Here is a 26,499-nt window from a genome sequence, read left to right as displayed (position 1 = left end):
GTCAGTGGGGAAGCCCAACACCGGATGTCCAAGGCGTGTCCGGTGTCTGTACCGGCTGGCGCTGCTTTTGGTCATCTAGTGCGGAACCCTTCGATCAGCCCGGGCTTTGATGCCCCGGCCTTATGATCACCATAGTCCTCGCAGGGTCACCAGCAGGCAACAGCTAGGTAACAATTGTTTTAACTCCTGTGCTGTCACCGGTGCTTGTTTGGGCTTAGGTTCCGAAACGGCGCTGGCGATCAGCGAAGTCGCGCAAGGCGCGCAAGAAGTCGACTCGACGGAAGTCAGGCCACAATGCCTCGCAGAAATAGAACTCGGAATAGGCGCTCTGCCAGGTCAGGAATCCGCTCAGGCGCTGCTCGCCGCTGGTTCGAATCACCAGGTCCGGATCCGGCTGTCCCTTCGTGTACAGCGCGGATTCGATATCGTCCGTGGACAGGTTTTCTGCCACTTCCTCTACGGTCCGGCCCTCCTCGGCCGCTTGGCACAGCAACGCCTTGAAGGCGTCGAGGATTTCGCGCCGGCCACCGTAGCCGATGGCCACGTTCACATGCACTCCGGTACGGTTCTCGGTGATCGTTTCCAAGACAGCCAGCTTCTGCGCCAAGTCTGCGGGAAGCAGATCCTTGGCGCCCACCTGCTGTACCTTCACCCGGTTGGTTTCCCCCAAGCGATCCAGCGTGGAGCCGATGACTTCCAAGAGGTCCCTGAGCTCGCCGGCCTCGCGGTTGAGGTTGTCGGTGGAGAGCATATAGAGCGTCACCATTTTGATGTTCAGTTCCTCGCACCAGTCAAGGAACTCCAAGATCTTATCGGCGCCAGCCTGATGCCCGGCCATGGTAGGAGAACCAGCCAGCTTCGCCCAGCGGCGATTTCCATCGACCATTACACCGATGTGGTGCGGGAGCTTGTCAGCAGGCAGTGACTTCGCCAAGCGCCGTTCGTAGTAACGGTACGCAAGGTTGGGAAGCTGCACCGTGGCACTGCCTTTCAATCGAATCCAAAAAAGTCTAGGTTCTAAATCTACCGCGAATCCCCCGGCGCTTTATCGATCTGCTGTTCGCAGCGTCGAAAAAACAGGAGGATTCCCAGTTTTGCTAGCCCTTGACCTGCAGCAGCCCCAGCAGCTGTTCGATGCCTTCAACCGGCATCTGGCATAGCTCTTCGCGGCACGGCTGGATCTTCAAGGTGTCCTCGCCGCCTAGTTCAGGTGCATGATGCACGCTGATCCCCAGAGCCCACGCCAGCTTGCGCACGCGCATGGCCTGCGCGGAGTCCCAGGCACCCAGGGCCAGGTAGTGCACGGGTGAACTGATCATGGTTTGGACTTCCAGGGCGGTCGCCACCTGAGTGGCGGCCTCGGAGGCGAGCGCCACGGCATGGGCCGACAGCACCCGCGCGCGCTCAAGATCGGCAGCATGCGACTCGGTGTAGTTCGACTCGGCCATGCCCTGAACCGCACGCATGGCCAGCGCCTTGGCGTAGAGCGCTCCGGCCGCAGGCAGCGCGTCGTCAAGCACGCTGACCGCTGCCACATCACTGCGCTGGGCAGAGATGCGGGCATCTACCTCGACCGCATCCCGCGGCACCCCGGTGGCTGGATCGACGAAGTCCTGGGCCCGCGCGAGCAGCCGGTTGGCGCGGTCCTCCCACAGCTGCTCGCCGGTGGCCCGTTTCAGCGACAGGAAGGCGACGGCCAGGGCTGCATAGTCCTGCAAGGTTCCTTCATTGTTTTCCGCGGGCCGGCCAGCGAAGCTCACCCTGGCCAAACGCCCCGATACCTCATCGAAGTGCACATTCCATAATGAGGTGGCCACACGCTCTGCCAGCGCCAGGGCTTTGGGTTCCTCCAGCAGGATGAACGCGTCGCAGAGCGCTTCGACGGCCAGGGCATTCCAGCCGGCAACGACCTTTTCATCGCGCACCGGGCGGATCCGCGCACTGCGCAGTGTCTTCAGGGCCGCGACCAGTTCGTCGACCACCGGCTGTTCGGCTGCTTCCGGCATCCGGGCCAGCGAGAAGCAGTAGTACTCGGGGTCTTCGGCGATCGGCGCGAAACGGATTATTCCTTGAGGCAGGCGCGCCAGCAGCGCTTCGGTGGCTTGATTGATCTGCTCGCGGTTATAGCTGTAGTAGGCGCCCTCGATCTGTGCGGCATCCCGGGCTGAATCAGCGTCCAGCGAGGCGGCAAAGGCAGGATTCGCAACTGACTCGATCAGCAGCTCCTCCTCGAGGAAGCCAATGATCCCTTCGGCGCTGCGCCTGGCCAGCCCCGCCAGCTTCTGCGCCCGTTCGGATTCATCCCCGCTGGCACGGCCCATCAATTCATCAGCCAGCACCGTGCTGCGTGCGGCGAGCGAGAGCAGGCCGGCATTGTCATAGAGCATTTTCTCGAAGTGCGGCACCGACCAGTTTTCATCCACGCAGTAGCGCGCGAATCCGCCGTCGATGTGGTCCTGCAACCCGCCGAGGAACATGGCTTCCAAGCTGGTAGCGGCCGCGTTGAAGGCTTCAAGCGCGCTGTCTTGGCGGGTGATCACCGAATGCCATAGCGTCTTCAACGCCCACGTCGGAGGGAATTTCGGGGCTTGGGTGAAACCGCCCTCGGGCTTGGTGGAAAGGATCCAGCGCTCGGTGGCCGAAGACAGGGCGGATTCGGCCGGCTCGCGGGACTCCAGGGTCAATAGCGCGCTCTGCCGGCTGCCGAGTTCCGCCAAATGCTCGGCGAGCATATCCGCTTGCTCTTCCAGGCCTTCGCGTTTGGTCTCCCAGGCTTCGTGAACGGCCTGCAGCACCTGGCTGAACCCGGGAGTGCGTCCGCGCGGCTCTTTGGGGTAATAGGTTCCTGCGTGCACGGTGCGTCCGTCAGGCAGGGCAAAGATGGTCATCGGCCAGCCGCCGGCACCGGTCAGCGCCTGGGTGGCCATCATGTAGGTGTCGTCAACCAGCGGATGCTCTTCGCGGTCGACCTTGATCGCCACGAAATTCTCGTTGAGCATTTGCGCGATCTGCGGGTCGTCGAATGACTCGTGGCTCATCACATGGCACCAGTGGCAGGCCGCGTAGCCGATGGAGAGCATCACCGGCACATCGCGCAAGCGGGCCTGTTCGAAGGCCTCATCCCCGTAGGGGAACCAGTCCACTGGTTGGTGCGCATGTTGTCTGAGGTATTGGCTGGCTGCGCCAGCAAGTCGTTGAGCCACGACTTCATGCTATCGCGTGGCTCACATGCTACCTACTGGGCTTCGTCGGTCTTCGGGTCGACCGGTCCCTCAGGTTCCTGCAGCTTGCGGGACTCGCCCTTGGCGACCATGTCCTGCTGCTTGGACTCGGCCTCCGAGGTGTAGCGCACGCGGCGCACGCGGCGGCCCATATCGCGGATCAGGAAGATCACCGCGATGACCATGACCGCGGTGAAGATGAAGCCGAGGAATCCGGGACCGTAGTCGCTACTAGTCTCCGTGCCCAGCTTGGTGGTCTGAGAAGCTACGGCCAAGGACGCGAAGATCGTACTCACGATGTACAGACAACTCTTTTCTAGAACGAGGAAGTGCTTATGACTATCTTAGTCCGGCGAAGAGGTCCGACTCGGGCAGGTCGGTGGCGACCTTGGATGAGATCAAGGTGTAGTCCTCCCATGGCCAGTGCTCCGCGTAGACATGTTCGGGGACCGCGAAGAAGAAACCCTCCGGGTCAATCTGGGTTCGGTGTGCCAGCAACGCCTGGTCGCGCTGCGAGAAAAAGTCCGCGCAGTGGATCTGCGTGGTGGTGGTATGTGGCGAAACCCACTTGAACATCTGGTTGTCTTCGTCGGCTTCCCACTGTGCCACCCGCTCTGCGTACGGCGAATCGTAGCCGGCTTCGATCATGGCGTAGTGCAGTGCGCGGAAGCGATCGGGTGCGAAGGCGCGGTCGTAGTACAGCTTGCTGACCGACCATGGCTCGCCCAATTCCGGATACATTTCCGGGTTGGCGGCATGCTCGAAGGCGAAGGTCGCGACCTTGTGGCTGTGGATGTGATCCGGGTGCGGGTAGCCGCCGTTTTCGTCGTAGGTCGTGATGACGTGCGGACGGAATTCGCGGATCAGCTTGATGACGCCGGCGGCGGCAACCTCTACCGGTTGCAGTGCAAAGGCGCCGAAAGGAAGGTCGGGCAGCGGGTCTCCCTCAGGAAGGCCGGAGTCAACGTAGCCAAGCCAGCGATGCTTGATGCCCAGCACCGCGGCGGCTTCGGCCATTTCGGTGCGGCGCACGCCCGGCAGGTCGCGGTGCGCGTGCGCGAGTTCTCCAGCCGCTGCGTTCAGAATGTCTCCACGTTCACCACCGGTGCAGGAAACCACCATGACTTCGGCACCTGCGTCGACGTAGGCAGCCATGGTGGCAGCGCCCTTCGAAGATTCATCATCGGGGTGCGCGTGAATAGCCATGAGCCGCAACCCCTGGGATGGGGCAATTTTCTTCACGTCGTGAATCTCCACTTATCTACTTTCCTTCGCCACTATGCTGAACAGCCGATCTTGAGGAAACTGTTCACCATTGATAACAACTGATACTCGACTGCTGGTTATTCCCATTTCAGCTCAGGCGGTAAACTTGTTGAAGGAACCAACCTACGGCATTCCCAGTTCAAATGCCGCCCAAGGCATAGAGAGTGGTGCAAGACAAGTAATGTCTGATCCAAGCTTAACGGCTCGCTACAACAACCCCAAGAAACGCAACCTGAGTAAATCCTCGCGTAATTGGCTGATTGCTTCGGCCATCACGGTTGGCGTAGCTGGCGCTGCGTATGTTGGCTTCAGCAATTACAGCGCCATCACCGCGCAGGACATCCACTATGAAGTTGTTTCGCCGACCTTGACCAAGACCACCATCGCTGTGGAGTACAACGCCAAGGACCGCGTCCAGTGCGATATCCGTGCGATGAACGAGTCGAAGGCTGTTGTCGGATACAAGACCATCCTGCTGGATCCGGGAGAGGCCAGCGGCCTGATCAACCAGCAGATCGACGTGGACTTGCATACCGATAATGCAGCAGTGACCTCCGGCGTCGAGTCTTGCTACAAGGTTCCCAAGGACTACAAGGGTTAATATTTCTGCCCGTTCATTCCCTAATAGCTGAATCTATTGGGCTTAAAGCGTTTTGGCGACTACTATCGTTGAAAAGATACGTTTCGCCCCGCATCCGCGATTGATCCAGGTTTGCACCAGATCATGAAGCTGGCGGGGTCTTTGCTTGCATCAACAGAACGACGTAAGCCCGCAGATCCGTACCGAATCCGACTTCGTCGACGCCACCGTTGAGGTGGCGTTCGGCTTTGAATGACTCTTTGCAGTCCACGAAGCAACAACGAAGTCCTAACTGACCAAAGGAAGTACAACGTGAGCACCAACAGCAACGAACCTGTCGTTTGGCTGACTCAGGAAGCCTTCGACCGGCTCCAGAACGAACTGACTTTCCTCTCAGGCCCGGGACGCGCCGAGATCGTTGCCCGTATCGAGCAGGCCCGTTCCGAAGGTGACCTGAAGGAGAACGGCGGCTACCATGCTGCCCGCGAAGAGCAGGGCAAGGCAGAAGCCCGCATCCTGTACTTGAAGGACCTGCTGCGCCGTGCCAATGTTGGCGAAGCACCAGCAGATGACGGAATTGTCGAACCAGGCATGCTGGTTGTCGCAAGCATTGCTGGCGACGAGACCACCTTCCTGTTCGGCTCCCGCGAAGTCGCTGGGGACACCGACCTGGAGGTCTACTCCGAACAGTCCCCTATCGGTGTCGCCGTTCACGGCGCGAAGGTCGGCGACACGCTGTCCTACGTGGCCCCGAACGGCCGTGACATCAAGGTCGAGATCATCTCGGCCAAGCCATACGAAGCTTCCTAATTTCCGCTTCGAGGCTTAAAGTCCTCGCCGGCCGCTACCTTGCGTTAGCAGCCGGCGAGGACTTTTTTATGCCTTAGGCGACGGAGCCGCCAGCGTTATTGGTGATCTGCGGGTCAAAGCCCTCAGCCCGGAGGTTGTTGAGCACGGTCTTGGAGTGCTCATGCCCCTTGGTTTCCAGATCGATCGTGATGGCCACATCGCCCATGGAGAGCGAACCGCCGATGCGCGTGTGGTCCAAGCGGGTCACGTTCGCATCCGAATCGGCAATGATCCGCGAGATCTGCGCCAAGGCGCCTGGGCGGTCCGGAAGCATCATGCGCACGGTCAGGAAGCGGCCGGCGGCGGACAGGCCGCGCTGGATCACCTTGAGCATCAGCAGCGGGTCGATGTTGCCGCCCGAGAGGATGACCGCGGTGGTTGCCGGATTGATCCCGTGCTCTTCCAGGCGGTTTTCCAACAGGGCTGCGACGCCCACGGCCCCGGCCGGTTCGACGACGAGCTTATTGCGTTCCAAAAGCACCACCAGTGCGCGGGCCAAGGCGTCCTCGGAAACGGTCACCACGTCATCAACGAGTTCCTTGATGATGGTGAACGGCAGCTGGCCTGGCTTGCCCACGGCGATGCCGTCAGCGATGGTATGCACGGTGTCCAGCGGGACCAGCGCATCGGCGGCCAAGGACGGAGGGTAGGCTGCGGCGTTTTCCGCCTGCACGCCGATGACCTTGATGTCACGGCCCAATTCGCGGGCCTTTTCCTTCAAGGCGATGGCAACGCCGGCGAGCAGTCCGCCGCCGCCGACACCCATCAATACGGTCTCCACCTCGGGAAGCTGTTCTAGCAGTTCCAGGCCGATGGTGCCCTGGCCGGCGATGATATCCGGGTGGTCGAAGGGGTGCACGAAGACTGCGCCGGTTTCATCTGCGTAGCGCTGGGCTTCGGCCAATGCTTCGTCCACCGTATCGCCGAAGAGCACGACTTCTGCGCCGTGATCCCGGGTAGCGGTGAGCTTTGGCAGCGCCACACCGCGTGGCATGTAGATGCGTGCCTTGATCCCCAGCTGGCTGGAGGCCTGCGCGACGCCCTGCGCGTGGTTGCCTGCCGATGCCGCGACAACGCCTCGTGCCTTCTCTTCATCGCTGAGCTTGGACATGCGCACGTAGGCGCCACGGACCTTGAAGGAACCGGCGCGCTGCATGTTTTCGCATTTGAGGAAGACTTCGGCGCCCAAGTGCTGGGAGAGCACGCGCGAATGCTCGATAGGAGTCAGCGCAATAACCGGCTTCAAGACCTGCGCAGCTGACTCGATATCTGCCAGGGTGACCGGCAACGTCGTTTCTGTGGTCATGGGTTATTCCTCATTTGCTGTTGTCTCAGGTTGCCGGTTCTCCGGCGAAGTTTGTGGTTCTGGGGCGGCGGGGGCTGGAGGCGCCGAGGTTTTTGCCGGCTGCTCTTGGGAGGGGTGAATGCCGTAATGCGCAAGCACGAATTCGTCGCGTTCCCAGGCTCGTCCGGAAAGATACTTCACCACCGCGTTGAGCACTGCCAGCAGCGGTACGGCAAAGAGGGCGCCGGGGATTCCGGCCAGCATGCTTCCGCCTGCGACGGCGAGCACCACTGCCAGCGGGTGCAGGCTGACTGCCTTGCCCATGATCAGCGGCTGGAGAATGTTGGACTCCGCCTGTTGGACCAGGAGCACTACAGCCAGCATGATCAAGGCATTGACCCAGCCGTTGGCTACCAGGGCCAGCAATACGGCCAGTGCGCCAGTGATCAAGGCGCCAACCACGGGGATGAAGGAGCCCAGGAAGACCAAAACGCCCAGTGGCATCGCGAGCGGCACGCCTAGGAAGAAAGCGCCAAAGCCAATGCCGATGGCATCGATGAAGGCCACCAGCATCTGCACCCGGACGTAGCTGACCAGCGAGGCCCACCCGCGGGTTAGGGCTCCGTCCATGGCCGGACGGGCCCGGCGTGGCAAGAGGTTCACGAGGAACAGTCCGATTTTTCGGCCGTCGAGCAAGAGGAAGATCAAGACGAACAGCGCCAACAGCGTTCCAGTGAGGAACTGGCCGATAAATGACGTCCAGCTGATTGCTTCGCTCAGGATGTTGGTGGCATTGCCTCGCAGCTGGACAATGGCGTCGTCCAGGACGCCTTGCAAGTCGTCATTGGTGAGCTTCAATGGGCCGTTGAACAGCCAACCTTGGACCTGTTCGATGCCGAAGAGGGCTTGGGTCCACAAGGCGGTGAATCCTGCGGACAAGCGTTGCCCGGCAAGGGATAATCCAGCGATCACCAACGCCAAGAAGCCGATCAGCGTAATGCCGACAGCGAGGCCTCGTGGCACAGCGAGCTTGCGGTTGAGCGCGTTGACTACAGGCGACAGCAGGCCGGAAAGCAGTGCCGCCACAAGGACCGGGATAACCAGCAGCGACACCTTGGACAATGCCCAGACCAGGACACCCAACGCCGCCACGATGATCAGGAACCGCCATGCCCAGCTGGCCGCTAAACGTACCGCGTAGGGCATATCTTCCGCGCCCTTAAAATCAACGGCTTCGACGCGGGGCTCCGCGGGTTTCCCTAAGGTCCTGCCCGGTAGGGAGACGCGAATACGTCGCAAACGTTCCAACCGGCTACTCTTCATGCAACTACGCTACCGCGTTTGAATCTTCGCTACTCGATCCATGTCGGAATTGTGACAGAAATCTAGGAGCAGTGCCCGATTTGGGCACCGCTCCCAGATTTCCACTTCAATATGTTTACCAACGTTCTAAGAAATGGCCAGATTGTTCATCCTGATCATGTTGATGCGGCTTTGGATACTTGATAGCTACTTCTGTCGTTCCCGCACGGCTTTCAGGGCCTGCTCCGCAGCAACAATCTGGGTGACAGCTTCTCTGCGCATGCCATTCCCGCCAGCCGCCGGTGAGGAAGAATCTGCCAAGACCAGGCATCGCTCCGAAGCGATGAGCCAGTGCGTCGAAGTAGTTGAGAATCTTCAAAGTCGAGGACCTCTTTCATCATTTCTGGTTTCGCCTTGATCCTGAGTTTGGCGGATTCTGTTCATCGGCATGTTCGAAATCAATGCAGCAAAGACGCACGGCTGGACTGAGCAGGCAAGGGCATCTGGGCACAAAAAAGACCAGCACCCGCAGGTGCTGGTCCTCCTTGGATCTATGAGGCTAGTCGTCGCCGCGCAAGATGGCGAGGATACGCAGGATCTCGGTGTACAGCCAGATCAGGGTCATGGTCAGGCCGAAGGCACCGCGCCAAGCCATGATGGCTGGGGCACCCTGGTTGGACAGTTCCTCGATCATGGTGAAGTCCGAAACCAGTGCGTAGGTAGCCAGCAAGACTGCCACAACACCGATGACCAGACCGAGCACGCCGCCGCGCATGCCGAACATGCCATCGATGACGCCGGTCATCATCAGGACCATGTTCACCAGCGAGAAGACAACCAGGCCAATCATGCCGACCATGAAGATCTTGTTCAGCTTCGGGGTCATGCGGTACTTGCCCGAGCGGTACAGCGCAAGGGTTACGCCGGCGACACAGAAGGTTGCCAGCACTGCCTGGATTGCGATTCCTTGTAGTCCTGGACGGCTGTCGAGGAACTGCGACAGGCCACCAAGGAAGAGACCCTGGGCTGCCGAGTACAGAAGAATCAGAACTGGCGATGGGCGCTTCTTGAAAACGTTGACCAGGCCGAGGACAAAACCGACCAGTGCGCCGGGGAGCATCAGTGCTGGCATGATCCAACCGGCAGCTGCGCCAATGACAACTAGGGCAAGGCAGAAGATGGTCTTGTTGATGGTGTCGCCGATGGTCATGCGACCCATATCAGCGCCGGTTGCGGCAGGCTGCTGATACATGTGCTGCAATTGGTCAGCACTCATATTTGCGTTGTCACGGAATCCAACAGGACTTCCGGGCTTGGTACCCCAAGCCTCGGATTGGCTACTAGAACCAAATACCGGGTTGCTCAACGTCATTCCCCCATAGGTTGCGATTGTGCAGCTCGCGGTGTGCGAGAGTTCGTTGCTGTCAATCCTATTGAGCATTGCTGTGAATTCACTCAGTCGGAAGGATGATATCCGCTGATTTTCCGGCGGTTAACTACTCTCTGAGCGATATTCTTGAAACTTTTATCATGCAGGTACCAAAAATGAGGAGCCATGTTCGACGTCAAACGCGTCCTGGAAAACACATTAGGCTCCTGCTCCCCGGGGAATCCGGAGTGCAGGAGCCTATTCGCTGGTACCCCCAGTGGGACTCGAACCCACAAGCCTTTCGGCAGCTGATTTTAAGTCAGCCGTGTATGCCAATTCCACCATGGGGGCAAGACTCTCAAATCTTACGTGATCGGGAAAGCAAATATAAAATCTGCTCCACGCAGGTGTGCGAGGGGTCGATTGACTCGACCCCTCGCGGCTTAGTCGATCACCTAAGCCTTGCGCCTACTTCTTTGGGCTTGCCGACTCTTCGAAAGCGGTGCGTGGTGCTTCGAGGTTGTTCAGCTGCAGTCCATCGCGCTTGAAGAACAGCGCAACCAGCCAGTCGCCGACAACGCGGAACTTGCGCTCGAAGGTTGGCATGGCCATACCGTGGTAACCGCGGTGAGCCATCCATGCTGGCCAGCCCTTGAGCTTGATACCAACAACCTTGGCAACACCCTTGTTGCGGCCGAAGCCGGCAACTGCGCCGAGGTTCGAGTGCTTGTATTCCTTGATGGTGCCAACGCCGTAGCGGGCAGCGTAAAGGTTCTTTGCCAAGAGCTTTGCCTGGCGCACAGCGTGCTGGGCGTTTGGAACGCAGGTTCCGTCTGGCAGGCCGCCGGTAACGTCCTTGACTGCCGAGATATCGCCGGCTGCCCAAGCGCCTTCCAGAGGTTCGCCGTTAGCGTCCTTGATGCGAAGGTCGGTGCGGGTTTCGATGCGACCGCGCTGCTCGATTGGGAAGTCGGTGGAGCGAACCATTGGGTTGGCCATAACGCCGGCGCACCAGATCAGGGTGTCAGCGCCGAACTCGCCCGCTGGGGACTTGTCAGCCATGTTGATCAGTTCAAGGTTGCCGTCCACTGCGCTGTTCAGCGAGGTGTTCAGCAGGACCTCCACGCCGCGGCTGCGCAGGTGCTCGACAACCCACTCAGCCTGCTCGGCGGTAACTTCTGGCATGATGCGGCCCATGGCCTCAACCAGAACGAAGCGGGCTTCCTTCTGATCGATGCGGTCGTTGAGCTTGATCAGGTCGCGAGCCATGTCTTCAAGCTCGGCGATGGTTTCGATGCCGGCGAAGCCGCCACCGACAACCACGAAGGTCAGTGCGCGCTTGCGAGCCACTGGGTCGGTCATGTTCGAAGCGGACTCGATGCGCTCGGCAACCTTGTTGCGCAGGGCGACGGCCTCTTCGATGGTCTTCAGGCCAATGCCGGTTTCTGCAAGACCGGTGATTGGGAAGGTACGGGTGATCGCACCGGCCGACATGACAACGTCGGTGTATTCCAGCTCGAACTGCTCGCCGTTGTTTGGAGCGATGACAGCCTTCTTGTTGGCGTGGTCGATGCTCAAAACGCGGCCGTTAACCAGTTCGGAGTGCTTCAGGTGCTGGCGGTGGGAAACCACGACGTGACGTGGCTCGATCTGGCCACCTGCAACTTCTGGCAGGAATGGCTGGTAAGTCATGTATGGGTTCGGGTCGACAACGGTGACGATGCCGCCGTGGGACTTGACCTTCTTCTGCAACTTCATCGCGACGTACAGGCCAACGTAGCCACCGCCGACGACAAGGATGCGCGGACGCTTCTGGGAGGATTCAATGATCGACATACTCTTGATTCTACGCGGATTTTCCGAGTTAGTGAAAACATTCACTAACTATTTACGTCAAATGTGTCACGTAGGGCCAGCTGCCCGGTTTCCCATCGCGAATCCGAACCTTTTATGACTTGCCAGCTACCGCGGAACCGGCAAAACAAAAGGGACGAAACCATAGGTTTCGTCCCAGTTGTTCATCAACTATTTGTCTTCTTCGGGAATGTCGTCGAACAGATCGTGGTCCCCCGCGCTCTTGCCGACCTTCAAGGAACTCAGGGATGCCGAAGCGACACTGGCTGCCAATCGCTCGCGCCGACGACGCACCAGGGTCTGGATGCTTCCGGCGCCAATCACCAGCAGCAGCAGTACGCCCGCTCCGATGACCAGGACCGGCTGAAGCACCGGAGTCGAGGTATCCGGCTGGATAGGCTTAGGGGCTGCAACCTGCTTGAGGTCCGACTTTTCCATCGAGACGCCCGGCGCTGGGGCCTCGGTCGACTTCGCGTTGTTCCGGCGGTGGACCCGAATCCATTCTTCGATGGTCCCCAACGGGTTCACGGAAACCGAGGCAACAGAATTATTCACAGCGGCGTTCGCATTGATGATTCCGTAACCATAGAGGTTATCAACACCGGACGCACCGGTATCGCGTGCAGTCTTCAAAATCCGGTTGATGACATCGGGCGCCTTCATATCCGGGTACTTGGATCGGATCAGCGCAGCAACGCCGGCCACCAGAGGCGCAGCGCCGGACGTCCCGGACCAGCGGGCGTAGCCGTTATCCGGAAGCCCGCCCACCAGCTGTTCAGCCGGGGCGGCAACACCAATGGAGATGCCTTCGGTGGACGAGTCCTGGGAAGCCTTCCCACTTTCATCCACGCCGGCCACGGTCAACACGCCTGGAATCGTCGCCGGGGCGCCAACCTGGCTCATGCCACCGGAACGGTTGCCCGCAGCGGCGACAACCACCACGTCATGGTCCTCCGCGTACTTGAACGCGTCATCCCAGCTTTCTGGCCAGGCAGGGCTGGTGGAGCCCAAGGACATGTTGATGACCTTGGCACCGGAATCCACGGCCCACTTCACCGCGCGGGGGATCTGTTCCTCAACCGGGATATTGGCCGGGTTGCCCTCGCCCATCCAGAGTGAAACGGATAGCAATTCGGCCGCCGGCGCGACGCCGAGCACGCCATCGCTGCCACCGGTCAGCTTGGGAACGTCTTGGTATTCAGGTTCCTTGGGGACTTCGACGTCTTTTTCGTCGTCCTTCTGCTTTTCGTTTTCTTCCTCGGCTTCGGCCTTGGCTTTCTCCCACGCGGCCTTGAGGCGTTCATTCTCGGACTTGACCCGATTGATCTCGCCCTTGTTATTGCCGCGTCCGGCCAGCAGCGTCGCTACCAAAGTGCCGTGCTCGCTCATGACGCCAATTGGCTTGTTGCCCTTGGCTTCGCCGGAACCGGACATGTCAGCGCCGCCGACGACGGCGCCCTTGAGATCCGGGTGGGAGGTATCAATGCCGGTATCGATGATCGCTACCTTCACGCCCTCGCCCTTGGTGCTCTGCTGGGCCTGGGTTACGCCCAGAGAGTCCAGCCAATACTCCGAATCACGCATGGTGTCAGCCTGAGCAGGGGTGAGAACGCTGAGCATCCCCATTGCGAGTGCCGCAATGACAAGCAGCGAGCCAGATTTTTTCAGACCCGTCGCTTTCTTAACGCGCAGAGCTGTGCTCAAGAGATCTCCTTGGTCGGTTCCGGATAAACGGACTAGGCGTTGGCAGCTGCAGTAGCAGCGATTCCGTCGAGAATATCGTGTTCCGATGCAATTAACCGCATCGGGCGATGGCCGCTAGCCGTTTCCAGGTATTGAAGAATGCGCTGAACGATCGCTGCGCCGGCGCGGATCACGTCGACACGGCCTGGGTGCATGAACCCAAGAGCTGCGCGTTCTTCCCTCGAATAAGCGAGCATGGCAGCGGTGGCCTCGCGCATCTTCTCGAAGCTCAACTGCGCGCCGTGGATCTTCTCCGATTCATATTTCTCAAGACCCAGGGCTTGCGCCGTCAAGGTGGTGAATGTTCCAGCCACCATGATCACCGCGTCGACTTCCGAGACATCGACAATTCCATCCAGTGATTGGAGGGTGCCATCCATGAAAGCGACGGCTTCTGCGGATTCCAGGCCCTGCTGCTCAAAGCGCTCGGTAACGCGCACGCACCCCATGTCAAGGCTCTTGGCCGCTACCGGACCAGATGCGTTGCCCAGTACGAATTCCGTGGAGCCGCCGCCGAGGTCGATGACCAGGCTGTGGCCTGGCTGGCCGGCGCGCACCGAAGCGGCGCCGCTGAAGGACAGCGATGCTTCTTCATCACCGCTAATGACCTCCGGGGCCACGCCGATGATCTTCGTGATTTCGTCGGCGAAGACTTCGCGATTGGAGACGTCACGGGCAGCGGAGGTCGCGACAAAGCGGATGGCCTGGACCTGGTGCTCATCGCACAGGGCCCGGTACTCGCGGGCCGCCGCAAAGGTGCGTTCCAAGGCTTCGGGTGCAAAGGCACCGGTGGCGTCAACGCCCTGGCCCAAGCGGACCACTCGCATGGTGCGAAGGACATCTACCAGCTGGGTGCCGTTCTCATCCTGCTGCACATCAGCGATCAGCAGGCGAATGGAGTTCGTTCCGCAGTCGATTCCGGCGACGCGCATTAGGCATCATCCTGAGCGGCACGTTCTTGTGCTTCCCGGGCCGCGCGCTTGGCAGCGCGTTCGGCGCGCTTGGCTGCCGGGTCCTGCATTTCCTGGGTCTTCACGTGGCGTGAACGGTCGCGGCTCGGAGCCTCGGACTCGGTGTCCCAAGCACCGACGCAGTAGCACTTGTCCTTGGTCCACCACTCGGAAATCGCTGCCAGCGCTTCATCGCCCAAAGGGTTGACGCCTTCGCCAGCGGCCAGCGAATGGCCAACCAGCACGTGCAGGCACTTGACACGGGTAGGCATGCCGCCGGCGGATACACCATCGATTTCGGGAACAGCACCCGTGCCGGAACGCTGGCCAATGGCATCGCGGTTGGCGAGGTACGACTCGTGGGCGGCCACATAGGCTTCAGCCAACGCGGTGTCGTCGCCCAAACGCTCATTCATCTCGTTCATCAGCCCCGCTGCTTCCAGTCGGGATACCGCAGCGGTGATGACCGGATGGGTCAGGTAGTACGTGGTCGGGAAAGGAATCCCCGAGGAAAGTCGTGGCGCAGTAGTAGCAACCAAAGGGTTTCCGCAAACGCAGCGCGCGCCGATCTCCACGACGTCGCGGGCGGGTCGGTTCAGCTGTCGGGACAGGGTGTCCAGGTCGGCTTCGCTTGGTACTCGTCCGGCAGCGTCAAGGGCTTCGCGGATTGGCTGTTCAGTCACGGGTATTGGTTCTCTTCATGTTCAAAGTGGTTAGTCAGTGGCGGAACGTCGGACCGAGTCAAGCAACGCATCAACCCATGGAAGTTCCTGGCGCACCTCGAAGGTGCTGCCATTGGCTTCGGTTGCCGTCTCTTGATCTTCCGGCCGGTCGCCGACGACCATGTATAGCTTTTCGCCAGGCATGACCAAGTTTATCCGCTCGCGCGCCTGCTGCTTGATGTACAGCGGGTCATCCCAGCGCGCGATCTCGGCTTTCAAATCGTCCCGCTGGGCCTCCAGCGAATCAATGGAAGCGTTGAGCTCATTGAGCTCCGCCATCTGGGTCCGGTAGTAATTCACGGTAGGCACCAGCATCACGGCGAAGAAGGCCAGCACCACGATCAGTGCGGCAATACGACCGGAAAAACGGTGTGCTGCTACCGGTTCACCCTCGGGGACCGGATTCTGGTCCACTGGCTTTTCGCCCGGTTTGCGGCGTACTGCGGCGGAGAATTTCAGGCGGTCGTCGCGACGGCGTTCATTCTGCTTTTCCTTGGCGCGCTCGCGTAGCGGCACCTTCGGCTTGGACGCGTAATTGCCAGCAAATTTCTTGGAGTCACGTGACGCATCTGACGCTGGGCGCGTCGGTGTTGCTGGCTTTGGCGCGGCGCTTGAAGTCTTCTTCTGCGAGCTGCCAGCGGATTTGGGGCGCGGCACGGCAGGGGCTTTTTTAGCTGGCGGTTGCGGTGCCACTACGTGCAATGCATCGGTGGGCGGTTCTGCAATTGTTCCAGGATCAGTGTATTCGGACTGGTCAACAGGATTATTCTGCGACTGCTCTTCCGGATCCGGAGTATTACGCCGAGGCATGCGTGGTGGTCGCTGTGCCATACTCCCCCAATTCCCCATCGTGCTTAACGTTCCGTGCTGCCGTGGAAACGGCGCATATATCCATTAAATAACGAAAAGCTCGCCGGTATCCACTACCGACGAGCTTATTCGCTATAACTGGTAATTAGCTGTTGAAACGCGGGAAAGCGTTGCGACCAGCGTAAACCGCCGAAGCACCCAGGTCCTCTTCGATGCGCAGCAGCTGGTTGTACTTGGCTACGCGCTCGGAGCGAGCTGGAGCACCGGTCTTGATCTGGCCGGCGTTGGTTGCCACGCAGATGTCAGCAATGGTGACATCTTCGGTCTCACCCGAACGGTGCGAGGTGATGGTGGTGTAGCCAGCGCGCTGAGCCATGGTCACAGCGTCGATGGTCTCGGTCAGCGAACCGATCTGGTTGACCTTCACCAGCAGCGAGTTGGCGGTGCCCTTGGCGATGCCGTCGGCCAGGCGCTCTGGGTTGGTCACGAACAGGTCGTCACCGACCAGCTGGACCTTGTCGCCGATGGCGTCGGTCAGGGTCTTCCAGCCATCCCAGTCGTTCTCGTCCAGTGGATCCTCGATGGAGACCAGTGGGAAGTCGGCAACCAGGGCGGCGTAGTAGTCGCTCATTTCCTTGGAGGACAGTGCCTTGCCTTCGAACTGGTATGCGCCGTTCTCGAAGAATTCCGAGGAAGCAACGTCCAGGGCCAGTGCGATGTCTGCACCTGGGGTGTAGCCGGCACGGGTGATGGCTTCGGTGATCAGTTCCAGAGCTGCACGGTTGCTTGGCAGGTTTGGAGCGAAGCCGCCCTCGTCGCCAAGGCCGGTGGACAGGCCCTTTTCCTTCAGTACGGACTTGAGGTTGTGGTAGACCTCAACGCCCCAGCGCAGGCCCTCGGAGAAGGTCTCTGCACCCAGTGGAACGATCATGAATTCCTGGATGTCAACGTCGGAGTCAGCGTGCGAGCCGCCGTTGAGGATGTTCATCAGTGGCACTGGCAGCACGTGGGCGTTCGGGCCGCCCAGGTACTTGTACAGTGGCAGGTTGGAGCTCACGGCTGCAGCGTTGGCTACGGCCAGCGAAACACCGAGGATCGCGTTTGCGCCCAGCTTGGACTTGTTGCTGGTGCCGTCCAGGTCAAGCATGGCCTGGTCGATAGCGCGCTGGTCGGTTGCGTCCAGGCCTTCGAGCTCATCAGCGATCTCGTCGATCACGGACTCTACGGCTCCGAGTACACCCTTGCCAAGGTAACGGTCCTTGTCGCCGTCGCGACGCTCAACTGCTTCGAACTGGCCGGTGGATGCACCGGATGGAACTGCTGCACGGCCGTGCGATCCGTCAGATAGCAGGACCTCAACCTCAACGGTTGGGTTACCGCGGGAATCAAGAATTTCGCGCGCGTGGATGGCGTCAATCAATGCCATGAGTATGGACTCCTTGAAGAAAGGGGTGGTCTAGGGGAAGGTCCGCCAGCGGTGCTGAGAAGACCGTCGGCGCCTTTGCCAGTCTCTAGCCTAGCGCTTCGAAGGTGATTTAGGCGATATCGTTGCGTCGATTTCCGAACCGTACTGTTTCGACAAGGTTGCGCGCAAAACAGATTCTGCATCTAATCCGAGCTCTTCGGCCCGTGCTGAGAGCTCCAGGAGCGCAGCGGCCAGGCTTTGCTCGTCGGTGATTTTCGTACGGGTTACGTCGGAAACCTGATGACCATCGGCCTTCTCAGAGCCGGCTCGGGTGTGACGGTCCAAGAGCTTTTGAGCCAAGGTGAGGGAAGGCAGGCCAGCTGGCAACCCGGCATTCTTGCGCGCCTTGGGTTTGCCTTGGCGTTCGGCCTGCTTCGCCGCGTCCCAGACGCGAATAATTTCCTGGACGTCCGTGGTGATTTCTTCTCGGATTTGTCCCTCGGCATCGAAGATATGCCGATTACGCCGCAGCAGCTTTTCGTTCAGGGTCTGCGAAACATCTTCAAGATCAAAGTTTCCCTGCTCGTCGGCGATCAGCGCATGCAGCAGGATCTGGAAGTACAGGTCGCCGAGCTCTTCTTTGAGCAGTTGGGGGTTCTGCTCGGAGATGGCATCCAAGACCTCGTAGCTTTCCTCGATCAGGTAGGTCCGCAGCGATTCATGGGTGAGTGCCTGGGTCCAGGCGCATTTTTCACGCAAGATCTTCACGGTCGTAATCAGCTGCTGCGTCGGTGTCGGGTTATGCGCCATGCTTCCAATGCTAGCGAAGCGGCGCAAGCTCTCCCTGGAGACAGCGAAAGACCGGTCCCCCACGGGGAACCGGTCTTTCGTTGTGGCAGATTAGCTGCGCTGCGAACTAGTCGGCGACGTTTTCGTATTCGTCTTCTTCGTAGTCCTCATCGTCGTCGTCTTCCAGCAGGCTGTCGTAGTAGTCGTTGATGTACTCAACGAGCAGCTCGCGCATTTCCAACGGAACGAAGGCCGCTTCAGCGGCATTCAGGGTCAGATCCAGCAGATCTTCCAGGTCGTAGTCGAAGGCTTCAACCAGAAGCTCGAATTCGTCAGACAGGCTGGTGCCTGACATCAGACGGTTATCCGGCGAAATGGTGACGTTGAAACCGGTCTGGACCAGCAGATCGATCGGGTGGTTGCGGATGCCCTCGCCGAACTTGGCGGTGGCACCGGTCTGCAGGTTCGAGGACGGGCAGACTTCCAGCGGAATGCCGCGCTCGCGCACCCAGTTGGCCACCGGGCCGAGGGATACCAAGCCGGTGTCGTCGCTGAGTTCCTCGCCGTTCTCGTCGATGGCGCCGAACTCGATTTCGATATCTTCGGCAACGCGCACGCCGTGGCCCAAGCGCTGCGCGCGGCCAACCAGGATTGCGTCCTTGATCGATGCCAGTCCAGCGGCTTCGCCGGCGTGGATGGTGGTTGGGAAGAGATTCTCGGCCAGCAGGTCGAAGGCTTCCTTCAGATTTGATGGCGGGAAGCCATCCTCCGGGCCGGCGATATCGAAGCCGACGACGCCGTGGCCACGGTGGCGCAGGGCCAGCTTGGCGATCTCCACGCCCTGATCGGACTGGCGCATGGCGCTGAGCACCTGGCCAACCTGCATGGGGTGGCCTTCGCTGTTCAGCTGCTCGCACGCCTGATCCAGGCCTTCCTGGACCGCATCAACGACGTCGTCCAGGCTCAGGCCTTCGCGACGGTGCTGTTCCGGCGCGTAGCGCACTTCACCGTAGATCACGCCGTCTTCAGCGAGGTCTTCGACAAATTCGCGGGCAACGCGGATCAGGCCTTCGCGGGTTTGCATCACTGCAATGGTGTGCTCGAAGGTTTCCAGGTAGCGTGGCAGAGAGCCGGAATCGGCAGATTCACGGAACCAGTCGCCCAAAGCTTCAGCTTCGGTCTCGGGCAGCTTGTGGCCAATCTCGGCTGCCAGTTCGATGATCGTTTGAGGGCGCAGGCCACCGTCGAGGTGGTCGTGTAGCGAAACTTTAGGCAGATCCCGGAAATCGAATTCGGGATCGTAGTCAGGATGAATCAATTCTTCAGTCACACCACTGAGCCTAGTCGCATTTCCCGCGAACTGACAGCTCCTGCAGGTAAAGATCTGCGAGCCACAATGTGACTCTGCTCAATACTGCAGGTTAACCCTCGTCGGTGGTTGGCGGCACCGTCTCGCGTTCTGGCTTTTCCCGGTGTTCCTTGGCCAGCTCAGCCCGTCGGTGGTAGCGATCCAGCGCCCAGCTGACGATGCGGTCGATGATGAATCCGAGCACCACAGCGATCACGATCGAGATGCCGATGCCCAGCAATTTATTGTCGTGCATCCAGTTCCCGGCCAGGGCGCCGATGCTGACCGAATAGATCGCCCAGGTAAGCACGCCGATGGTGTCAAAAAGGGTGAACCGCTTGTGGCTGAACCCGGTGGCGCCAGCCGTGAGGTTCACGGCCACGCGGCCCACGGGAATGTAGCGTGCGGTGAAAATCAGCAAGGCGCCGGAAGTTTCCAGCTTCTTCTCGGCGTAGTGCAGGACCTTCTGCGCTCGTTTGCCGCGCATCCATTTGAATCCGTGGGCGCCGATTTTCCGGCCGATGGCGTAGGTGATCTGGTCTCCCAGCAATGCGCCGGCGGCGCCGAGCGCACCAACAAGGAAGAGGTTGGGCGACCCGGAATGGATGCCTACCGCGGCCAGGGATACCAGGAAGGATTCGCTCGGGACCAGAGGGAAGATTGCGTCAATCAGGCAGAACAGGAACAACAGAGGCAGGACCCACCATGCACTGGCAGCCTGCGTAATAGCCTCGTTTACTAGTTCCATCAGGACTTGCATCTTCTTTCCCCAAAGCGCTCGATGCGCTGCTTGTCCATCTATTTTCACTCGAGCGGCCGTGAAGGCGCATCATACCCTTGTGGCAATGTGGACTACTTTCTACCCCGACCTTGGTAGGAGTCACCTGTCCAACGACCAGCACCGGGCAGATGGTTCCCATTGTGCGCCAAGAACTTTCAACCCGGCATTAATTCAGGAAATTCTTGCGGGCAAAAGGAAAGAACCGGAACGCGCCTGTGGCGTGTCCCGGTTCTCCAGTCTGGGGTCCGGCTAGGAAGCCGCGATGCGGTCCAGGATCAATCGCGTATCCGGGCGATCGCTCTCGGAACCGATCATGATCGCGCGTTCGACCAGTTCGATGGCACGGGTCATCTTCTCCGGGGTATCGGTCAGCAGGGTCGCGATCGGCTCGCCGCCGCGGACCAGCGCCCCTGGCTTGACGTGCATGCGCACTCCGGCGCCGGCCTGCACGCTGTCTTCCTTGCGTGCTCGACCCGCGCCCAGCGTCCACGCGGCCAAGCCGATGTCCATGGCGTCAAGCTTGATCAGCACGCCCTCGGCTGGCGCTACGACGGTGTGGGATTCCTTGGCCACCGGCAGCTTGGCGTCCGGGTCGCCGCCCTGGGCAGCGATCATTGCACGCCAGCTGTCCATCGCCTGACCATTCTTCAGTGCCTCGCGCACGTCGACGTCGCGGATGCCTGCACCGGCCAGCATTTCGATAGCCAGTGCGACAGTCAGCTCCACAACATCTTCCGGGCCGCCGCCGGCGAGGACTTCCACCGACTCCTCGACTTCAATGGCGTTGCCAGCGGTCAAACCCAGCGGCGTTTCCATATTGGTCAACAAGGCAACGGTGTTGACCCCTGCATCGGTGCCGAGGTTCACCATGGTCTCAGCCAGTTCCCTAGCCATGGCTTCGTCCTTCATGAACGCTCCGGAGCCCACCTTGACGTCAAGGACCAGGCTGCCGGTGCCCTCGGCGATCTTCTTGCTCATGATCGAGGAAGCGATCAGCGGGATGGCCTCCACTGTGGCGGTGACATCGCGCAGCGCATAGAGCTTCTTGTCCGCCGGGGCCAAGCCAGCGCCGGCAGCGCAGATCACTGCGCCTACCGAGGAGAGCTGGGCGAATAGCTCTTCATTGGACAGGTTGGCACGCCATCCCGGAATGGCTTCGAGCTTGTCCAGGGTGCCACCGGTGTGGCCCAGCCCGCGGCCCGAAAGCTGCGGGACGGCGACGCCAAAGCTGGCCACCAGCGGAGCCAGCGGCAAGGTGATCTTATCCCCCACGCCGCCGGTGGAATGCTTGTCGGTGGTTGCCAGCTTCTTGCCCGAGGCGGTGGCCAGGGTGGAGAAGTCCATGCGCTCACCGGAGTTGATCATGGCGGCGGTCCACCGCGAGATTTCGCTGCGGTTCATGCCCTGGAAGAAGATCGCCATATTCAGCGCGGACATCTGCTCTTCGGCAATGGCCCCGCGGGTATAGGCGTCGATGGTCCAGTCGATCATCTCGTTGCTCAGCTCGGCACCGTCTCGCTTGGCGCGAATAACTTCCACAGCACTGAATTCTTCGGTAGCCATCCTTGGCACCATCCGTTCTGCTTATGGCCGGCTCTCGCCGGCACTACACGTTGAGGTTTTGTGGCCCGAAAGCGTCGGGCAACAGATCTTCGATGCCCACGATGCCGCGGGCGGTCTTGATCTGGAGGTTGGCTCCGCGGTGCTCGAAGAGGATCTGGCGGCATCGTCCGCAAGGGGTGATCAGCTCCAGTTCCCCGTCGGCGAGCTGTCCGAAGCACAGGAAGTACTCCAGGGTTCCGCCGCCGGTGGCGAAGAGCTGGCCGACCATGGAGCATTCGGCGCACAGGGTGACGCCATAGGCGGCGTTTTCGATATTGCAGCCGGAAATCAGGCGGCCGTCGCTGGTCTGTGCCGCGGACCCTACACGGAATTTCGAGTAGGGTGCATAGGCCCCAGACAGCGCGGCCGCGGCCGCAGCTTCAAGCTGCGACCACGGCGCGGTGTTGGTAGTCATCGGTACCGGTTATTCCTTCACATAGGGTTCGCCGGCGGCTGCCGGGCCGCGGGAGCGTCCCACCAGTCCAGCCACGGCGAAGATGGTGACGAGGTAAGGCATCATGGCCATGAACTGGCTTGGCACCGGGGTGCCGATGATGGTCAGGATGACCTGCAGGTTATCGGCGAAGCCAAAGAGCAGCGCGGCCAGGAAGGCGCCGATCGGGTTCCAGCGTCCGAAAATCACCGCGGCCAGGGCGATGAATCCGCGGCCGCCGGAGATTTCCTTGGTGAAGGAGTCGATGGCCACCAGGGTGAAGAAGGAACCGCCGATGCCGGCCACAATGCCACCGAGGGTGACATTCCAGAAGCGGGTGCGGTTGACCTTGATGCCCAGGGTGTCGGCGGCCTTCGGGTGCTCGCCCACGGCGCGAACGCGCAGGCCCCACTTGGTCTTGAACAGGCCGAACCAGACGATGAACACTGCCAGGTACATCAAGTACCCGATGACCGACTGCTTGAACAGGATCGGTCCGAGCACCGGGATGGCCGAGAGCAGCGGAATCTCGATGACCGGCAGGTGCACCGGCGAGTTGAACAGCTCCGGATCTTCCTGCATCACGGTGGTGAACAGGAAGCCGGTGATGCCGGAAACCAGCACGTTGAGCACCACGCCGACGATGATCTGGTTGACCACGTACTTGATGGAGAACAAGGCCAGCACCAGGGAGACCAGCGCGCCGGCAATGCCTGCGGCGATCAGGCCCAGGAAGGCATTCTTGGTCAGCGAGGACACAAGTGCTGCGGTGAAGGCGCCGCCGAGCAGCTGGCCTTCGATGGCGATGTTGACCACGCCGGCTCGTTCGCACAGCACGCCCGAGAGGGAACCGAAGACCAGCGGAACGGCCAGCACCACGGCGCCAGCGAGCAGGCTGGCCAGCGAAATGGTGGTGATATCCGCGCCGGAGACGACCCAGATCAGGAAGGAGAGCACAAAGAGGATGGCGGCGATGGCGATCATCCAGGTGGCCAGGGACTGGCCCTTCTTGCGCTGGATCCAGGAGTAGGCGGCGATGCCCAGCAGCAGCAGGCCGATGACGATGTTGCTGGCTTTGCCTGGGAACACCAGTTCCGGCAGCTTGAACGCGTCGCCGGCGCTGTTGAGCTGGAAGTGGGCGCTTTCGCTATTGCCCATCAAGCCGAAGCACAAGAAGACGATCACTGCGATCACCGAGAGGATGATCGAGGTCTTTTTGCTCGGCAATACGCTGATTGCTGGTTGCAAGGTGGAAGAGGTCACTTGGCACCTGCCTGGGTAGTTTCGAGCTTGGAGCTGCGCTTCTTCTTGCGGTTCATGCCGAAGATCGCCTTGACCAGAGGTGGGGCGGCGATGAACAGCACGATCAGCGACTGCACGACCGAAACGATGTCGATCGGGGTGCCGGTGGTGATCTGCATGTTCACCGCGCCGGCCTGGAATGCGCCGAAGAGCAGGCCAGCAAAGAAGGTGCCCCACGGGGTGGAGCGGCCCAGCAGTGCCACGGTGATCGCGTCGAAGCCCAGCGAACCGGCGATGCCGCTGGTGAGCACCTTTTCGGTGCCTGCCACCTGGGCGACACCGGCGGCGCCGGCCAGAGCGCCGGCCAAAGCCATGGCGATGATGGTGCTGCGGGCGACGTTGATGCCGGCCGTCTTTGCTGCCTCGGGGTTATGGCCCACGGCACGGAATTCGAAGCCCACGGTGGAGCGCTTGAACATCCAGGAGACCAGGATGACCAGCAGTACGGCCATCACGAAGCCCAGGTGCAGGCGGGATCCGGGGATGGAGGGGAAGACCGCGGTGGAGTCCAGGATTGGCGAAATCGGGTTGGTTTCGCCTGGACGGCGGAATGCCTGGGTGTTCATCAGGAAGTCGATGAAGTACACGGCGACATAGTTGAACATGATCGTCAGGATCACTTCGTGGGCGCCGGTCTTGGCCTTGAGCAGGCCGACCAGGCCGCCCCAGATGGCGCCGCCGATCAGGCCGAAGACGATGACCAGCAGCAGGTGCAGGCCCAGTGGCAGGTGCCAGGCGAAGCCCACGTAGGCGGCCAGGACTGAGCCGATGATGATCTGGCCCTGGGCGCCGATGTTGAACAGGCCCGCGCGGAAAGCCACGGCCACGCCGAGGCCGGCGCAGATCAGCGGGGTGGAAACGGTCAAAGTTTCCAGGAAGGGCTTGAAGCCCTGGGCCGAGTTGTAGATGGCGCCGTTGAACAGTGCCACGTAGCTTTCGGTGGCAGCGCGCCACAGCTCGGAGAGGAAGTCGGTGGGCCGGGCGAAGAAGTACCCGGCACTCTGGGCGACCTTCTCATCGGTGATGGCGATCAGCAGGCCGCCGATCACCAGTGCGACGATCACGCCGAGAACCGAAACCAGTCCCGGTCCCTGGGTGATTTGTTTGAACAGGTCGTTGCCCGTTTTGCCGGAGTCGGGAATGACCGGTGTTTTGCTTTCGCTCACTGGCCTTCTCCTTCCTGGTGTTCGTTGCGCTCGCCAGCCGGTGTCGCTTCCACGGGCTCGTTATCTGACTTGGTAAATTCTGCTTGCTCTGCGGCTTCTTCGGCCGAGACGCCGGCCATCATCAAACCGAGGACCTCGCGGGAGGTATTGCCCGGGACGATGCCGTTGATCTTGCCCTTGTAGAGCACCGCGATGCGGTCGGCCAGTTCCATGACTTCGTCCAGCTCGGTGGATACGATCATCACCGGGGTGCCCTTGTCCCGTTCTGCGACAATGCGGCGGTGCAGGAACTCGATGGAACCCACGTCCACGCCGCGGGTGGGCTGGGAGGCGATGAACAGCTTCAGATCGCGGGACAGCTCGCGGGCCATGACGACCTTCTGCTGGTTGCCGCCAGAAAGGCTGGAGGCCGGGTTCAGCGGGTTATCGGTGCGAACGTCGAAGTCCTTGATCTGCGTCGTCGCGTTCTTCTTGATGGCATCCAGATTCATCGAAATGCCCTTGCCGAACGGAGCGCGGTCGTAGAGGTCGAGCACCAGGTTCTCCTCGATGGAGAATTCGGTGACCAAACCGTGCACGGAGCGGTCTTCGGGAACGAATCCGACGCCCGAGCGCAGCACCTGCTTGACGGACTTGCCGACCAGTTCTTCGCCGGCCAGCTTGACCGAGCCGCCGGTGACCGGCTGGGTTCCCAAGATGGCTTCGGTGAGTTCGGTCTGGCCGTTGCCCTGCACGCCTGCGACGGCGAGGATCTCGCCGGCATGGATCTCGAAGTTGACCGAGTCCAGCGTGGTGGTGCCGGCCTGGTCGACGACCGTGAGGTCCTTGACCTGCAAGACCGCCTCGCCCGGGGTGGCCGGGGCCTTGTTCAGGTTCAGTTCCACAGCGCGGCCCACCATCAGGTTGGCCAGCTCGGTGGTGGAAGATTCCGGGGAAACCGAGTCGATGACTTCGCCGCGGCGGATCACCGTGATGACATCGGAGACTGCGCGCACTTCACGCAGCTTGTGCGAGATGAAGACGATGGAGGTGCCGTTGGCCTTGAGCTGGCGCATGATCTCCAGCAGCTCGTCGGTTTCCTGCGGGGTCAGCACTGCGGTGGGCTCATCGAGGATGAGGATCTTGGCCTCGCGCACCAAGGCCTTGATGATTTCCACGCGCTGCTGCACGCCGACCGGCAGGTCCTCGACCACGGCGTCAGGATCGACGTCGAATCCGTAGCGGTCGGAGATCTCGCGGATCTTCTTGCGGGTGACCTGCAGGTCCAGCACGCCGCCGGCCTTGGTGGTTTCGGCTCCGAGGGCGATGTTCTCGGCCACGGTGAATACCGGGACCAGCATGAAGTGCTGATGCACCATGCCGATGCCGGCGGCCATGGCATCGCCTGGTCCGGAGAACTCGACGGGGTTTCCATCAAGCAGGATTTCGCCCTCGGTCGGTTGGTACAGACCGTAGAGCACGTTCATAAGCGTGGATTTTCCAGCACCGTTTTCGCCGAGCAGACAGTGAATCTGGGCGTCATCGACCATCAGGTCAATATTCTTATTGGCGTAGAAAGAACCGAAGGCTTTCGAGATTCCCCGTAGTTCGAGTTTCACGATTCCACCATCTTCATAGTTCGTTGTGCGAGGTAGTTTAGCCCGTTGGCCGTGTTGGCCTCTAGGCATTCATAAAGCGCGTCACCGGCTCGCCGTGCTACGGCAAGCGGTGACGCGCTCAATG

The 26,499-nt window shown here is 60.7% G+C and carries 23 protein-coding genes and 1 tRNA gene; 2 read left to right on the top strand and 22 right to left on the bottom strand.

Annotation, left to right across the window (positions count from 1 at the left end; translation table 11 throughout):
• Positions 1 to 214 precede the first annotated feature (214 nt).
• The 4 genes from D3791_RS12090 to mca all read right to left on the bottom strand — a co-directional run bounded on the left by D3791_RS12090 (position 215) and on the right by mca (position 4,427).
• Positions 215 to 976, bottom strand: a complete 762-nt coding sequence (locus tag D3791_RS12090; protein WP_172512352.1) for an isoprenyl transferase — start codon at positions 974 to 976, stop codon at positions 215 to 217.
• A gap of 121 nt (positions 977 to 1,097) precedes the next feature.
• Positions 1,098 to 3,203, bottom strand: a complete 2,106-nt coding sequence (locus D3791_RS12085; RefSeq protein ID WP_172512351.1) for a thioredoxin domain-containing protein — start codon at positions 3,201 to 3,203, stop codon at positions 1,098 to 1,100.
• A gap of 32 nt (positions 3,204 to 3,235) precedes the next feature.
• Entirely contained in the window at positions 3,236 to 3,517 is a 282-nt protein-coding gene (locus D3791_RS12080) for a hypothetical protein (protein WP_022874918.1), read from the bottom strand.
• A 43-nt stretch (positions 3,518 to 3,560) separates the two neighbouring features.
• Positions 3,561 to 4,427 carry a mycothiol conjugate amidase Mca gene (gene mca, locus D3791_RS12075; RefSeq protein ID WP_052165206.1) on the bottom strand — a complete coding sequence of 289 codons (867 nt, stop codon included), beginning with the start codon at positions 4,425 to 4,427 and terminating at the stop codon, positions 3,561 to 3,563.
• 241 nt (positions 4,428 to 4,668) lie between these two features.
• On the opposite strand from mca, the gene D3791_RS12070 reads away from it, so the two are divergent.
• Both D3791_RS12070 and greA read left to right on the top strand, forming a co-directional pair.
• The gene (locus D3791_RS12070; protein ID WP_022874916.1) at positions 4,669 to 5,088 is read left to right on the top strand and encodes a DUF4307 domain-containing protein; all 420 of its coding nucleotides are present in this window, start codon (positions 4,669 to 4,671) and stop codon (positions 5,086 to 5,088) included.
• A 291-nt stretch (positions 5,089 to 5,379) separates the two neighbouring features.
• Entirely contained in the window at positions 5,380 to 5,877 is a 498-nt protein-coding gene (greA, locus tag D3791_RS12065) for a transcription elongation factor GreA (RefSeq protein ID WP_172512350.1), read from the top strand.
• 73 nt (positions 5,878 to 5,950) lie between these two features.
• Here the strand turns inward: greA and ilvA are convergent, their stop codons facing one another.
• The 18 genes from ilvA to D3791_RS11975 form a co-directional block, all read right to left on the bottom strand.
• Positions 5,951 to 7,222 carry a threonine ammonia-lyase gene (gene ilvA, locus D3791_RS12060; protein ID WP_061953556.1) on the bottom strand — a complete coding sequence of 424 codons (1,272 nt, stop codon included), beginning with the start codon at positions 7,220 to 7,222 and terminating at the stop codon, positions 5,951 to 5,953.
• A gap of 3 nt (positions 7,223 to 7,225) precedes the next feature.
• On the bottom strand, positions 7,226 to 8,407 hold the full coding sequence (locus D3791_RS12055; RefSeq protein WP_246242069.1) for an AI-2E family transporter: 1,182 nt from the start codon (positions 8,405 to 8,407) through the stop codon (positions 7,226 to 7,228).
• Between the two features lie 655 nt (positions 8,408 to 9,062).
• Complete coding sequence (locus D3791_RS12050) at positions 9,063 to 9,869, bottom strand: Bax inhibitor-1/YccA family protein (RefSeq protein WP_425483163.1); 807 nt, start codon at positions 9,867 to 9,869, stop codon at positions 9,063 to 9,065.
• A gap of 269 nt (positions 9,870 to 10,138) precedes the next feature.
• Positions 10,139 to 10,223 (bottom strand) — tRNA-Leu (locus tag D3791_RS12045).
• Between the two features lie 117 nt (positions 10,224 to 10,340).
• Positions 10,341 to 11,708 carry an NAD(P)/FAD-dependent oxidoreductase gene (locus D3791_RS12040; RefSeq protein ID WP_172512347.1) on the bottom strand — a complete coding sequence of 456 codons (1,368 nt, stop codon included), beginning with the start codon at positions 11,706 to 11,708 and terminating at the stop codon, positions 10,341 to 10,343.
• A gap of 189 nt (positions 11,709 to 11,897) precedes the next feature.
• Complete coding sequence (locus D3791_RS12035) at positions 11,898 to 13,352, bottom strand: S8 family serine peptidase (RefSeq protein ID WP_246242561.1); 1,455 nt, start codon at positions 13,350 to 13,352, stop codon at positions 11,898 to 11,900.
• A 110-nt stretch (positions 13,353 to 13,462) separates the two neighbouring features.
• Positions 13,463 to 14,401 (bottom strand): Ppx/GppA phosphatase family protein, encoded by a 939-nt coding sequence (locus tag D3791_RS12030; protein WP_172512345.1) that lies wholly within the window; start codon positions 14,399 to 14,401, stop codon positions 13,463 to 13,465.
• Positions 14,401 to 15,102, bottom strand: coding sequence for a DUF501 domain-containing protein (locus D3791_RS12025; RefSeq protein ID WP_028268469.1), 702 nt, complete (start codon positions 15,100 to 15,102; stop codon positions 14,401 to 14,403). The genes D3791_RS12030 and D3791_RS12025 overlap by 1 nt, the downstream gene beginning before the upstream one ends.
• A 30-nt stretch (positions 15,103 to 15,132) precedes the next feature.
• On the bottom strand, positions 15,133 to 15,972 hold the full coding sequence (locus tag D3791_RS12020; RefSeq protein ID WP_246242065.1) for an FtsB family cell division protein: 840 nt from the start codon (positions 15,970 to 15,972) through the stop codon (positions 15,133 to 15,135).
• 124 nt (positions 15,973 to 16,096) lie between these two features.
• On the bottom strand, positions 16,097 to 17,377 hold the full coding sequence (eno, locus tag D3791_RS12015) for a phosphopyruvate hydratase (RefSeq protein ID WP_022874906.1): 1,281 nt from the start codon (positions 17,375 to 17,377) through the stop codon (positions 16,097 to 16,099).
• A gap of 90 nt (positions 17,378 to 17,467) precedes the next feature.
• Positions 17,468 to 18,166, bottom strand: a complete 699-nt coding sequence (locus D3791_RS12010; RefSeq protein ID WP_172512344.1) for a MazG nucleotide pyrophosphohydrolase domain-containing protein — start codon at positions 18,164 to 18,166, stop codon at positions 17,468 to 17,470.
• Positions 18,167 to 18,272: 106 nt separating this feature from the next.
• Positions 18,273 to 19,475, bottom strand: a complete 1,203-nt coding sequence (locus D3791_RS12005) for an adenosine deaminase (protein WP_022874904.1) — start codon at positions 19,473 to 19,475, stop codon at positions 18,273 to 18,275.
• Between the two features lie 91 nt (positions 19,476 to 19,566).
• Complete coding sequence (locus tag D3791_RS12000) at positions 19,567 to 20,241, bottom strand: DedA family protein (RefSeq protein WP_035761863.1); 675 nt, start codon at positions 20,239 to 20,241, stop codon at positions 19,567 to 19,569.
• A 282-nt stretch (positions 20,242 to 20,523) separates the two neighbouring features.
• Positions 20,524 to 21,837, bottom strand: a complete 1,314-nt coding sequence (locus D3791_RS11995; protein ID WP_172512343.1) for a thymidine phosphorylase — start codon at positions 21,835 to 21,837, stop codon at positions 20,524 to 20,526.
• Between the two features lie 43 nt (positions 21,838 to 21,880).
• Entirely contained in the window at positions 21,881 to 22,291 is a 411-nt protein-coding gene (locus D3791_RS11990) for a cytidine deaminase (protein ID WP_028268467.1), read from the bottom strand.
• Positions 22,292 to 22,300: 9 nt separating this feature from the next.
• Positions 22,301 to 23,572 (bottom strand): ABC transporter permease, encoded by a 1,272-nt coding sequence (locus D3791_RS11985; protein WP_172512342.1) that lies wholly within the window; start codon positions 23,570 to 23,572, stop codon positions 22,301 to 22,303.
• A complete protein-coding gene (locus D3791_RS11980) occupies positions 23,569 to 24,777 on the bottom strand; it encodes an ABC transporter permease (protein ID WP_172512341.1) in 1,209 nt (402 codons plus the stop codon). The genes D3791_RS11985 and D3791_RS11980 overlap by 4 nt, the downstream gene beginning before the upstream one ends.
• Positions 24,774 to 26,375, bottom strand: a complete 1,602-nt coding sequence (locus D3791_RS11975; protein WP_172512340.1) for an ABC transporter ATP-binding protein — start codon at positions 26,373 to 26,375, stop codon at positions 24,774 to 24,776. Before D3791_RS11975 ends, D3791_RS11980 begins: the two co-directional genes overlap by 4 nt.
• Positions 26,376 to 26,499: the final 124 nt, after the last annotated feature.

Origin of the sequence: Glutamicibacter mishrai, assembly GCF_012221945.1 — a bacterium.
GTDB classification, from domain to species: domain Bacteria; phylum Actinomycetota; class Actinomycetes; order Actinomycetales; family Micrococcaceae; genus Glutamicibacter; species Glutamicibacter mishrai.
This window is presented reverse-complemented; position numbering and strand designations above follow the sequence as displayed.